The following is a 13693-nucleotide window of genomic DNA, read 5'->3' on the forward strand; positions in this document are numbered from 1 at the left end:
TTTTTACTCCTTAATTTTAATCATTATTGATTCAAAAGCTCTAAGTTCATTTGTTTTATTCTTTTGATTATATGATGAAATAAGAACATCACCTTTTGGTAAATCTATTTGAATATTCTTATTTAACATATTTATAAATGATACTATTTTCTCATTATTTTGTTTTCTTTCAATTACTATAATATCATTAATAATTTTTATTTCTGAAAGCCCATCAATTAGCACATTTGGGAATTTTTCTTTTCTAATATTAATAAGTTTTTTATAAAAATTTAATATGCTGTTTTCATCTTTAACTTGGTTTTCAACATTATCTTGAATAAAATTGTTATCATTAAATTTTATTCAAGGGGTTTTTGATTTGGTAAACCCCTTGTGAGAACTATTCTCTCATTGCATGATTGCTCTACCTGCATCTCTTGAGTTGATATTACAGTATTTTAAGAATTCTTCTTCGGTATATTTTTTTTCAATATCTACCAAATCTAAAAACCCGCTGAAAATATCACAATCTTTGAAATCTTCACGTGAGTAAAATCTATTATTTAAAAGACCAATTTCTTCTCCGTAATAAACACATGGAATTCCTTTTAAGGAGAATAACATTAAAGCATGACTTTTTGCAGATTCTGCTCAAAAGTAATTTATTTCACCTCATCTCGAAATACTTCTTGAAGTATCATGATTTGATAAAAAGTTTGTAATCATTTCAGGTTTAACATTTTCATTTTCTTGAAATGGTTTTTGTTGATATGCAAATTCTTTGTGATCTCAATTTGCATCATATCCTTTTCTTCCGGTTTCTTTGCCTCAACCTATTCATCATCAACTAAAGTTGAAGTAATTATCTGCTACCTTATCTTTTCCTGCTCCATATTTTAATAATTCATCTAAACTTATTCCACTTGCTTCTCCTAATGTATAAGCATCTTTTTTATCGCTAAAAGCCAATTCATAAAAGCTCTTTAAAAATTCAACACTTCCTTTGCATCATGAAAAATAAATATTTTCTATGTCGTCAAAGTCTTTTGCAACATGCTTAATAGCATCAAGTCTAAAACCTCTTACACCAAGACTATACCAAAAGTTAATTACATCAACCATTGCCTTAATAGTACTTGGGTGAGATCAATTAAGATCAACTTGCTCTTTTGCAAATAAGTGAAAGTAATATTTTTTTACATTAGGAACATATTCTCAAGCAGAACCGCCGAAAATACTTTGAGCTTTCTTTTCGTTTTCGGTCAATTCTTTTCTTCAAATAAAGTAATTATGTTCAATATTTTTATCTGATTCACAAGCTTTTTTAAATCATTGATGTTCATTTGAAACGTGATTTAAAACAATATCCATAATTACATCAATGCCTCTTTTTTTGGCTTCAAAAGTTAATTTTTTAAACTCTTCTAAAGTTCCAAATTGTTTTCAAACTTTCTTATAATCAAGCACATCATAACCTGCATCAACAAAATTTGTTTCGTATATTGGACAAAGTCAAATTCCATCAACACCCAATTCTTGTAAGTAATCCAACTTTTCAATAATTCCGTTTATATCTCCATTTCCATCATTGTTTGAATCTTTAAATGATCTTGGAAATATTTGATAAAGTACTTTATCTTTTAATTTTTTAATTTTCATTTTTTCCTCTTTTTATCATAATAATTGAAGATCTAGCTGGTAAGTATTTTAGGTCAATAATTGGTTTTGAACTAATTAATTTATCATCTTTACTTAGTTTAAAATCAAGTGTTGATTTAACATTACCAAAGTTGTGTTGAACATAAGCAACACCATCACTTGTGTTTATTTTATAAGAAACATTTTTACTAAATGAGTTGTTTAAAAACTTAAATGATTTTTTAACTTCTTCAGCATTTTTTAATCTAAAGAAGTTAGTATTATTTCTTAATCCTAATAATTCTTTAGTGAATTTATAAACTTCTTGTGTTTCTGGTTTATCTAAATGACTTCATTTTAAGCCATTAACAAAGTCGCTTGTTTTATATGTATTATTGCAAAAAATATTATCATCTGCATTATCATCAAAAAGTTGTTCGCCAACCGCTTGGGCTCCTTTGTATCATTCCTCACCAGTTTTGTCACACGGTTTCGAATGAAGCAATTCAGTTCCGGCAAGCATCAATTGTCTTCCTTGACAAGAAACAGAAGCCATTAACGATTGTTTGTAAGCAGCTATTTTTTCTTCTATCGAACCATTAACATCAATGTTTATTTTATCTCACAATGTATATCCATCATGACATGCAACATAGTTAAGCACAACACCTAAATCATCTGCATACAAGTCATATTTGACTATTTTAGGATCTTTGTTAAAAGTGTTATCATATGTTTTTAAATTACCAAAAGTGCTTATTGTATATTGTTTAAATTTCTTAGAACAATATTTACTATTAAGTCCATATTGATGACCATTAAAATCTGAACCATTAATTGCATTTCTATGTGTGTCGTTAAAATAAGCAAAATTTTGATCATTATTTGTAACACCTTTTGTAAATGAATTTTTGTAATTTAAGTCACTGAATTTTCAAGCTTCACCATGAAGAACAATGTTTGGTTTTATTTCTCTAAGTGTCTTGCAAATTAATTCTAATGTATCCTTATCAATAAAAGTTGATAAATCAAATCTGAAACCATCTACATCATATGTCTTAACTCAATGAACTAAAGAATCAACAAACATTTTTCTAACCATTAATCTCTCGCTTGCAACAGGCGCTAAATTAACTGGTTTAACCATTCTTTCGTTATTATATCGATAGTAATATCCATCAAGAACTTCATCATAAATTTTGTTGGTCATTGTGTGATTATAAACCACGTCAAGAATAATACCAATTTTGTTTTTGTGAGCTTCATCAACAAATTTTTTAAACTCTAAAATGGCTTCATATGGATCATTAGTTTTTTGAACATATGATTGATTGAGAGAAAAATAATTGTGTGGATCATAACCCCAATTATAATTAGTTTCTCAACCATTTGCTTCACCTTTTTTAATTATTTTGACATTGTTAGCGTTGATTGTATAAGCGGTATGAAGTGGTAAAAGTTGCAAATGAGTAAAGTTTAAATCATTCAAATTTTGAAAAATTTGTTTTTCAAGAGCACAATTAAATGTTCCTAATCTACTTTTAAAATCGTTTTGATTCAAAAGTGATGTATAGTCTTTTATGTGCAATTCATAAATAACTGGGTCAGTTGAATTATTTCATATTGTTTCTAACTTTGTTATTTCATGCTTAATTTTTGAAGAATCTAAGTCTATGATTAGACCAAAACCAACATTGTTATCTTTTCCTTTTCAGTCAAAATTAGCTAGTGCTTTAGCATATGGATCAAGAGCTAAATTAACCTCATTTTTATCATTTGTAATTCTATATTTGTAAAGTAATCCGTCATATTTTTTGTCAATAGCAACAGTTCATAACTCATTTTTATTTTGCATATCAAATGCTTCTATTTCTTTTTCGTTTTGATCAAAAATCACAAGTTGAACCTTTGGCGATAGTGGTCTTCAAAATGTAAAATTAAACATTCCGTTTTTGAACTTAATTCCAAGTTCAGCATCGACTCTTGCAAATTTTTTGTCGAAGTCAATAATTTGACTATTTTTCATTATTCTAAAATTCATATATATATTTTAAATTTTTAATTATATATATTTTTATTATGTCTAAATTCTTGATAATCTAACTTAACATATAACTTGTAAGGTCAAGATCATTTTTTACAAATTAATGAAAATATTTTTTTTAAAAAAATTAATATTTTTTTAATATATATTTGTTAAGAGGTAAATTATGAAACAAACAGAACAATTAAAGAAATTACAAGCATCATTGAGTGTGCTTGCACAAAAAATTAAAAACATGCATTGACATATTTATGGAGAAACTTTTTTTGAAGTACATGAAGAATTAGATAAGTTATATGATGAAGTAAGTGGATTTACTGACGAGGTTGCCGAAAAAATAGTAATGTTTGATGAACTTGCACTTGGTTCATACAAAGAAGTTTTAGAAGAAAGTTTAATTAGTGAAACAAAATCAAAAAGTTGACATTGTGCTGAAGCAACTAAATTGGTTGCAGAAGATATGACAGTTATTTTAGATTACATAGGGAAAATTAAAGATGTTGACTTTAGAATTCAACCAGTTCTAGACGAAATAGTTTTATCGTTACATAAAGCAATTTGAATGTTTAAAAAAACTTCTAAAAATTAGTATTTAATCTTTTTTAAAAAAACAATGATGAAAAAAAACACTCACAAAAGTAAGTGTTTTTTATTAATTATTTGTTTAAAATAGCATTAATTTCTTCTTCGATAAACTTTGTATCTTTAAATTCTTTGTTTATTATCACATCATTTGTGATAAATCCAAATTTCTTTTTAGCACTTAAATTTAAAATAAACGATACTAATATTAGGGCATATGCAACAAATCCTTTTGTATATGAAATTCTTTCTAAAATATCAGTAATATTAAACTTAAGTTCTTCACTATATATTGTTCTTGTTACATCAATTGGTTGCATTGATAAAAATACAAATCCAAATAATAGTGCTGTAGATAAGGCAAATATAGAAATTTTAAGTTCTATATTTGAATTACTTTTATTAGCGTAAAGTTTAATTTGACCAACAATAAGAGAAATAAATGAAATCATTAATAAAGCCAACAAGATAGACATTAATATTGAATAAAATTTCAATAAATTTTGGCTGTGTAATTGTTTTTCTATTGTCTTTAATTTTTCTGCTTCGGTTATTCCTGATTTAAAAACACCACCTAAAGCTCACTCTTTTTCAAATGGAATTCTTAAGATATAATCCACTGTTTGTAAAACTAACAAAGTAATAGAAATAAATATAAATAAAGATATTAAAAATATTATTATTTTTCTCTTTTTATAGTTGCTTAAAAAGTTAATTTTTTTCATGATTAATTAACTCTATTAGTCGATTCTTTATCAAATATGTGAATTCTTGATAAGTCAAAATCAACCTTAATTCTTTCATATAATTTGTATTCTAAACTGTTTGAAACTGTTGCTGTAAGTTCAATGTCATTACTTATTTTTACAGTAATTAATTGTTCTTTACCTATTAGCTCAATGTTTGTTATTGTTGCTTCAAATCCATTTGTTGATTTCAGTCCTCTAAGAACTATATCCTCAGATCTAAATCCAATGACCAAATTTTGACCTTCTTGAACAAGGTTTTTAAGTTCTGGATTAAGTTCTAATTTAATGGTATTATCAGTTGAAATAACAACTCCGCTTTTCATTTTAGCATCAAAAATATTCATTGTTGGGCTTCCAATAAATCTTGCAACAAAAATGTTCTTTGGTTTAAAGTATAACTCTTTACCTGTTGCATTTTGCTGGATGATACCGTCGTTGAAGACAACTATTTGATCGCCCATAGTCATTGCCTCAAGTTGGTCATGAGTTACATAAATACTTGTGGTGTTAAGCATTCTATGAATGTTAACTATTTCACGACGCATACTTTCACGAAGTTTTGCATCAAGGTTTGATAAAGGTTCGTCCATTAAGAAAACAAGTGGTTTTCTCGCAATGGCTCTACCAATAGCAACACGTTGTCTTTGGCCACCTGATAAATCCTTGGGTTTTCTATAAAGATAATCTTCAATTTTTAAAATTTTTGCTACGTCTTTAACTCTACGATCAATAACATCTCTTCTTTCTTTTGCAATTTTTAATCCAAAAGAAATGTTGTTATAAACGTTCATGTGTGGATAAAGTGCATAAGATTGGAATACCATAGCAATGTTTCTTTCGCTTGGTAAAAGGTTGTTGTATCTTTTACCATTAAAAAGTAAATCACCTGATGTAATTGAGTTTAATCCAGCAATCATTCTAAGTAGTGTTGTTTTACCACAACCACTTGGGCCAAGGAATATACAGAATTTCCCGGCTTCAATTTTAAGGTTTATATCTTTAAGTGTATATTTATCATTTCCTTCATATTTCTTAGAAATATTAACAAGATTAATTTCAGCACCGTTGTTATTTGAACTGATTTTCCCAATTTCTTCTACCATTGCATCTAGGTCAATTTTTTCAAATTCGATATTATCTTCATTTGAAAAATCAATGTTTTGTTTTTTGTTTTTAAACATATTATCCTTTCACCGCACCTTCTGAAAGACCACCAACAATGAATCTTTGTAAGTACATAAATAGACAGAATGCAGGAACCGTTGCTAATAAAGCACCAGCAGCATAAGCACCAGCATTAATTTGTTTTGCTTCGGCGGATAAGAATGAATCAAGGCCGACAGCTAATGTTGTATTTTTCAAGTCATATATAACAAACTTAGGTAATATAACATCAGTAAATGGTATAAGAAATGATCATAACGAAGTCATAACTAGTGTTGGTTTTATAACGGGTACAAGTATTTTGAAAAACAGTCCCCAGTTATTACATCCATCAACTTTTGCCGAATCGTCAAGTTCGGCCGAAACTGTATCAAGGTAACCTTTAAGCATAAATGTATTACCTGTTATAGCTTGACCAGAATAAATTATTACTAACATGATTACAGGAGGAACTCCAAGAGATCCACCCATTTTAACAACCATATATAAACAAATAAGTGACGATGTTGCTGGTATCATTTGAACCATCATAATGATAGTTAACGAGTGTTTAGATCCAGCAAATTTAAATCTTGAATAAGCATAACCATTTAATGCAACAAATGTAGTTGAAACAATAGTTGTTAATATTGCTATTAAAATTGTATTAATATATCAATTAGTAAAATGGCTTTTACTTACTATACCAGGCCCCATAAATTCAACTGGCTCACCAAACGGAATAAATAAATATTTAAAGTTATCTAATCCAAATTTGAAAGGTGTTAGTGTAACATATCTAAAGTTTTGCACGTTAAACGACGATGCAATTAGAGATACAACTGGGAATAATATTATTATTGCTCAAAATATCAAGAAGATGTAGTTAAAAAATAATCAAATAATTTCAAATGCAGTTGGAGGTTTAGTATCGGATTGATTTAGTTTGATTCTTTTCTTTTTATAATGATTGTCACTAACTACTTTATTTTGTAAAGATGATTTGTAAAAACTCATTAATCCCTCCTTGACATAGATTTTATAAATCCTCTAGAAGCAACAGCTATACTAATTCCCGCTGCTATTGTGGTAAGTGCTGCAGCAAAGGCTTGATCACCTTCAACTTTAACAGCACCAGAAGCCAATTTATAAACTCATGAAATAATAATATCGGTTGTACCTTCTCCAAAAGCTGTTGGAGTGGTGTATGCTGGTCCCCCACCAGAGAATAAGGCAATTATTGTAAAGTTATTAAACGTTCCAACAAATTGACTAATCAACATAGGAGCTATTGAAGCAAGTAGAGCAGGCAAGGTTAAATACCTAAAGATTTTAAACCCTCTTGCACCATCAATTGAACCAGCTTCATAAATATCTTTTGGAATTGACTGTAAATTACCAGTTACAAGCATGAATATTCATGCATGTCCAATTCAAGTTTGAATAATTATTAAAAGAGTTTTAATAATATTGGCGTTAGATCATCAATCAATAGGCGAATCAATAAAGCCCATTTTTAATAAGATCATGTTAAATAATGATGTTTCACTTGATTGGAATCCGCTTTTTAGAAAAAGAATTGTAACAAAGGCAGGAATTGCTCAAGGTATAATGTAAATTACTCTAAAGAATTTTTTACCTTTAATTCTTTGGTTATTAACTAAAATAGCTACAATAAATCCAACAATTATTGGTGTTAAAGCCCCGAATAAAGTTCATATAAACGTTCATGATAGAACTCTTTGAATTGATAAACCTAGTTTTAGATCTCTAAATATTCATCATTTTCCTCATTGCTCTAGCCCTACTCAATCAACTGTTCTTCCGGGAGCTTCATGCATAAATCCATAATTTGTAAATGAAATTAATATCGAAGTTACCACAGGAGAAATAACGATAAAAATCATCAACATTCAACCGGGTATAGAAATTAATCAAGGGAAACCAGAAGTATTCAATCATCTCTTTGTATGACTTCACTTACTTGGTCTGCAACCTCTTTCAAAACTTCTAGCAACTCTATGGGCGCTTATGGCTGAAATTATGAAATAAGTTATTGCAAAAGTAAATAATATAACTGATATTACACYACCAAATAAGTAATATCTGGCGTCAGTAAAAACTCCTTTTGAACTATTAAATTCTGATTTTCCAAGATCGCTAAAGCCAGGAATTCCACCCATTTTATCTCAATAAGCACCCATTGAAAATGGAATAATTGCTGCATAAACAAAAACTGTTACTGCAAGCATTATAAATCCTTTAATAAATTGTTTAAAGAATAAAACTTCACACAATCCCGGAACAAGGAAACCTAAGACAAGCGATAATCATCTTATGTGTTTGTTCATTTCAACCGGAAAGGTTTTAATTGCCTCAGAAATTTTTGAATCTGCTATTTTATTTACCACTTTTTTAGCATTGTTTTTTCTAAAGAAAATAGTTTTTAAAATTTCCTTATTCTTCTTTGCTTGTGATGAAAGCATCTCAGTATATATTGCTTCCCTCTTATCAATTTTAATTTCAATAAGTTTATTTTTATAAGCTTGTTTCGAAATTTCATTTGATTTGATTCTAGCTTTTAATTCTTCTTTTTCAATCTTGAATTTTTTGCTTATTTCTTTCTTTTTAGCATCAAAATTTGTTTTTTCTTCTTTTAATTTATTGTTTTCTTTTAGTTTATATAAATCAAAAATTGCATCAGCTTTTTCAAAATTAAAAGTTTTAAGTGTCGAATTTAAATCTAATGATTTTTCAAATAATGCATTAGATTTTTCTTTATTAAATAAACCATTGTAGGTGTATTTGCTTTGAACCTTTGAAAGTTCATAAAATTTTCTAGATTTAATAAATGAATTAACAACTTTTAATGAACTTATTTTATTTTCAAGCGAGAAAAATGTTTTTCTAATTTTTGTTAGGCCTCTATTATCAATTATTTTGTTTGAAATAACTAATTTTGTTAGTCTTACTTCATTTATTTTTAAGTGTTCTTTAATGTTTGAAAATTGATTAAATTCTGTTATGTTTTGATATAAGTTATTTCTTGAATTTTCAAGTTTTATAATCTCAGTATCAGTTTCAATTTTTAATAATTTGCATAAATATTGTTGATATCCAAGTTTTAAATCTATATCACATAATGTCCCAGTATGTCTTTGTATTTGTGCAAAAATAGCTTTAATTTTTTGCTCTTTACTTTTCGCTGAATTTATAATTTTTTTAATTTTTTCTTGGTTATGTTTTTGATTATTTTTGATAAGTGACTCATGTTCTTTAATCTTTGCAATCATTTCTTTTTTTATCATTTTAGCTTCTGATAAATGGGTTGAATATTTTTGATTATATTCATATTCAAGTTCAAGTATTTTTTTACTAAACGATAACTTGATATTACTTTTTTGCCTTAGATATAGTTCTTTTTGCATCATTTTTGTTGAATTGTATTTTGTTTCTAGGTCGCTTCTTTTGTTAAAAAGTTTAATTCTCTTGGCTTCAAGAGATTTGTAAAAATTCTTAATCTCAGATTCAAGTGAAGGCTTTCTTTTTAATATTTCCTTTTCAAATGCATTCAATTTATTTTCAATTTTAGTCAATTGAAAATCAGTATCATTATTATTCATAAGATAGGTCAAGATTATTGAATAAATGGCGTGCTTTTCAAAAATTATAATTTCATCTTTCTTTGTTTTTTCAACAAGTTTTCTTAATGAAGAAACTTTGAATTCTTGAGAATCGCCTGTGTTTTTTAGAGACTTTTCAAAATCTCTAATATAAGCATATAAATCCTCTCTTTCCTTTTTTATTTTGTTGATTTCAAAGTTAATTAAAGTCTTGATGTTCTTTGTATAGCTAAGCTGTTTTATAGAATCTGACAAGACTTTAACTCTATTTTTATAAGCAACTTTTAAACTACTTAATTCTCTTTTTTGATTATCTTGTAGTTTGGTTCTAGCTCTTAAAAATAAATCTTTGTCAACATTTTTAGTTGTTTTAATTGCATCTAAACGCCTGTCAAAAACCAGTTGAACTTGTTTTTTATAAGCATTCAGAGTTTGTGATTGTTCAGGTAAGATAGTTTCAAATTCACTATCATACCAGTTGTAAAGTTTAAGTGTTTCCATTTTTGTTTTTTTGCTTATGAATTTTATAATACTCATAATATTGAACTTTTCGTTCAATATGTAATTTTATTGCACTATAAATAAGGTAAATAAGAACTGAGGTCGTTAGAATTGAAGTTAAGGCTCCAATTGCAATTAAGCCATTTGAATGATGTGAATACGGCGAAACATGACAAACAAATCCTAGAAGTGTAAAAACAATTATTCAAGATATGAAGAAGCCGTACCCAACTTGAACTCTATGTCTTGCTAATGTTAAATAAATAACAAAAGCAATAATAACTAGTGAGTTAGATATATAGGACATAACCTTTCCTAAATAGTAATTTGTTATAAAGGTTTTTTCCTGTGCTTCAATATCTGAATTAGTTCCTTCGAATTTTGGTAAATTTGGAGGAAAGTTAATTGATGTAAATATTCAAAAAATTAATAAAAGTATTATTAAAGAACAACAAACAAGCATATAGTAATATGTTTGCTTGTTGATATTAATTTTTATTTTGCGAATATTATTAAACCTGATCCTGATGTTGCAGTAATTGCATCAATTTTTTGTTTGTATAATGTTGATAATTGAGTTTCAATTACATTAACAAAGTCGTCAAATGTTTTAACTGTTTTTGATTTTTCTTCAAGGAATGTTTTATTTCCGAATGTACTTTCGTTTCATGAACCTCATGCAACGTTTCCAAAGTGAGGGTTAGAGTTATCTAAACGACCACCAAAGTTAGGAACTCCTAAACCACCATCTTGAATTGATTTTGTAGATGTTAAAACATTTAGCACTTTATCAACTGCAAGTGATTTTTCGTAATCTTTTACGATGTCTGCTGATCCCATCAATGTATATTCAGATTTAGTGTTATCTTTTTTAGTAAATTTAGCTGATTTTTGATAATCATTACCAAAGCTCTTTAATAACGCTTTTGTTTTATAGTAGTTAAAGTATAGTTCAACCGCTTTTTCAATTGTTTCTTTAGGTTGAACTGTTTTAGCTAATTCTTTATTTACTAAAATTGCTTTATCAACCATTGCTTTTTTGAATGCATCCAACTTGTTTTCTTTGAAGTTTTTGATAATTTCATCTAATAAATTATCTTTATCACTATCAGAGTCACCGTTTGCTCCAAAAATGTATTTTTCCATTTTTCTTATATGTAATGAAGTATCTGACTGTTTAGTTTCAGCCAATATCTTTTCAGCATCCGTTTTTGCTTCTTCAACAAATTTTAAACCATCTTTTAGAATACCAAGTCCTATTTGTCATGGTTCATTATTTCCAAGTAATTGATTTAAATCAACACCCAAGATAGCAGCAATAGCGTTTCTTAAACCAGTTGTTTTACCGAAGTTTTTATTGAAGTCTGCAATTTCTTTTTCGGCATCTTTTAACTCTGTAAACGATTCTTTTTTAAGTACATATGCTTCAAGTTCATTTTTTGCATCAAGTGCATTTTTAGGATCTTTATCAACCGATCATGAATTAACTTCGTATTTTAATGCGGCTTCAATTTTACCAACTTGTTCATTATAAGCTTTATTAAATTCTTCAGTTGTTGTAAAACCTGTGTCCTTAATTAATTTATCTAATGCTTGTTTTGGAAGAGTTGATACTTTTGCTTGTAGTTCTTTAACTTTAACTTGTGATGCAAGATAGTATGGAACTTTTGAATCTAATTTAAAGTATTTGTAATATGCTTCGCTTGAGAAAATTAATTTAAGAACTTCTTTAATTGCATCTTTTCTTTCTTTTGATGAACCATTATTACGTGCGTTAATCATGTACGATCATGATCCTGAAGCTTGTTTGTATGGTCTTCCTTTTGAAATTTCACCAATGTTTACAAATGTTTTAGCATCAGCTGATTTTTGAGCATTTTGAATGTCTCATGTACCGATAATTCCATATTCAAGTTTTTTATTTTTCATTAACGAAAATACTTCATTATTTACAGCACCCATATCTCCTTGTAATAAGTTTTTAAGGCTTCCTTGTGTAATTCCTTTTTTACCTCATTCGGTGTTTTTGAATTCAGTTTCTGATTTTAAATATGCTGCTTCATATATTGGGTAGTAAAGTTTTGCTGCTTCTTTAATTCCTTCTTTAAAGTCTGCATGGTGTTCATCCGTTGTAACAAACCCTGAAGCTAAAGCACCACCAGCTTTTGTATATAAAATTTTTGAAATTAATGGATCTTTTAACGATTTAGTTTTTGTTATATCATTAAGAGCCGCATTTAATGCTCCATTTCCATATCAAAAGTCTTGAATACGTGCAAAGAGTTTTGCTTCTTTTGTTAATCCTTCAAGTGTGTTTGTTTTAGCATCTGCAAGATCAGCTTTTACTTTAGATAGTTCATTTGTTGATACTAAAATTATTGCTTCTGTATTATGTCTAATAGCTAAGAGTTTCTTTACAGGCTTAAATGTTTTATCACCTTCATTAACTCCAACAACAGAACCAAATTCTTTTGCTGCTTCTTTTTCTTCATTTGTAGCACCGGTCACAGCTAAAATTTTGTCAAATAATGTTGGATCGAATTCGTTTAATTCCGCAACGGCATTACTTTGTGCAAATGTCGTTACTCTATCTTGTGCTCCATAGAAAATATCAGGAACTATATCTCTGTCGGTAAAACCAGCAGGTCCAAAATCCATTGCTCCCCATACGTCTTTGTTGATAGTTTTAATTTTATAACCTTTTTTTGCAAAATCGGTTGCATTAAATTGTTCAATAACATAGTCATACATTTCTTTTTGTGGTCCATCAACTGCTATAACAATTTCTTTAAATTTTTCTTCTTTGTTGTCTGGATTGTCTTTTTTTGGTCCACACGCTGCTGAAAGACCTACAGCAAGTACTGAAACTCCGCCAAGTCCTAAAGCTATTATTTTCTTAGTTTTCATAAAACCTCCGAGATTATCTATTCAAATGCAATTTCATTTTTGATGTAAGCTACAACAGTAAATGGAAAAGAGATGAAAGGAAGACATAGTATACTTAAGATCGATGATGCAATACCCATCCATTTCATAGTTTCTGTTTTATCTAGAATGTATAAAATGTGTATAAATAATACAATTTGAGTAATTCAAGAAAAAAGAAATATTGTAATGAGTAACTTGCTTGTTGTTTGATTTATCGTTTTCACAAAAAAATCAGCATTTAATTGTTGTTTATTGAAATAAAGAAACAACAATAAGACCAATAAAAGTAAGGACATAATCATATTTGAAAAATTTATGTATAAATACTCAATAATTTTAGGAAGAGATTTTCGTTCAAGTGGTCTCTTTCCTAAGAATGTATATCTTATCCTTGTCTTAAAGTCTAATTTAGTATATTTTTTGATATTTGCCTTCCTGATTAAATAATCATTTATATTTTATTCTTTCTTTAAATTAATATATTTTTAAAAATATTTATATGT

Annotated in this window: 10 protein-coding genes; 2 read left to right on the forward strand and 8 right to left on the reverse strand. The window is 27.9% G+C overall.

What is annotated here, in order from left to right; all coding sequences use genetic code 4:
- Positions 1-3: 3 nt before the first annotated feature.
- Together MCRO_RS03655 and MCRO_RS03660 are read right to left on the reverse strand one after the other, a co-directional pair.
- Positions 4-1641 carry an alpha-amylase family glycosyl hydrolase gene (locus MCRO_RS03655; RefSeq protein WP_013054405.1) on the reverse strand — a complete coding sequence of 546 codons (1638 nt, stop codon included), beginning with the start codon at positions 1639-1641 and terminating at the stop codon, positions 4-6.
- Complete coding sequence (locus MCRO_RS03660; RefSeq protein ID WP_148207932.1) at positions 1631-3661, reverse strand: alpha-amylase; 2031 nt, start codon at positions 3659-3661, stop codon at positions 1631-1633. Before MCRO_RS03660 ends, MCRO_RS03655 begins: the two co-directional genes overlap by 11 nt.
- 169 nt (positions 3662-3830) lie before the next feature.
- Between MCRO_RS03660 and MCRO_RS03665 the strand changes: the two genes are divergently transcribed.
- Positions 3831-4253, forward strand: a complete 423-nt coding sequence (locus MCRO_RS03665; protein WP_013054330.1) for a Dps family protein — start codon at positions 3831-3833, stop codon at positions 4251-4253.
- 67 nt (positions 4254-4320) lie between these two features.
- Here the strand turns inward: MCRO_RS03665 and MCRO_RS03670 are convergent, their stop codons facing one another.
- From MCRO_RS03670 to MCRO_RS03695, 6 genes are read right to left on the reverse strand one after another with little or no spacing between them, the layout of a single operon-like run.
- A complete protein-coding gene (locus MCRO_RS03670) occupies positions 4321-4971 on the reverse strand; it encodes a hypothetical protein (RefSeq protein WP_013054596.1) in 651 nt (216 codons plus the stop codon).
- A gap of 2 nt (positions 4972-4973) precedes the next feature.
- Entirely contained in the window at positions 4974-6176 is a 1203-nt protein-coding gene (locus tag MCRO_RS03675; RefSeq protein WP_013054351.1) for an ABC transporter ATP-binding protein, read from the reverse strand.
- 1 nt (position 6177) lies between these two features.
- Positions 6178-7155, reverse strand: a complete 978-nt coding sequence (locus MCRO_RS03680; RefSeq protein ID WP_013054255.1) for an ABC transporter permease subunit — start codon at positions 7153-7155, stop codon at positions 6178-6180.
- A complete protein-coding gene (locus MCRO_RS03685) occupies positions 7155-10262 on the reverse strand; it encodes an ABC transporter permease subunit (protein ID WP_013054758.1) in 3108 nt (1035 codons plus the stop codon). The genes MCRO_RS03680 and MCRO_RS03685 overlap by 1 nt, the downstream gene beginning before the upstream one ends.
- The gene (locus MCRO_RS03690) at positions 10249-10725 is read right to left on the reverse strand and encodes a hypothetical protein (RefSeq protein ID WP_013054673.1); all 477 of its coding nucleotides are present in this window, start codon (positions 10723-10725) and stop codon (positions 10249-10251) included. Before MCRO_RS03690 ends, MCRO_RS03685 begins: the two co-directional genes overlap by 14 nt.
- A gap of 32 nt (positions 10726-10757) precedes the next feature.
- The gene (locus MCRO_RS03695) at positions 10758-13169 is read right to left on the reverse strand and encodes a type 2 periplasmic-binding domain-containing protein (protein WP_013054701.1); all 2412 of its coding nucleotides are present in this window, start codon (positions 13167-13169) and stop codon (positions 10758-10760) included.
- A gap of 72 nt (positions 13170-13241) precedes the next feature.
- Between MCRO_RS03695 and MCRO_RS04115 the strand changes: the two genes are divergently transcribed.
- A complete protein-coding gene (locus MCRO_RS04115; RefSeq protein WP_013054624.1) occupies positions 13242-13451 on the forward strand; it encodes a hypothetical protein in 210 nt (69 codons plus the stop codon).
- Positions 13452-13693 lie beyond the last annotated feature (242 nt).

It is taken from the genome of Mycoplasma crocodyli MP145, assembly GCF_000025845.1.
Classification (GTDB): Bacteria; Bacillota_I; Bacilli_A; order Mycoplasmatales; family Metamycoplasmataceae; genus Mycoplasmopsis; species Mycoplasmopsis crocodyli.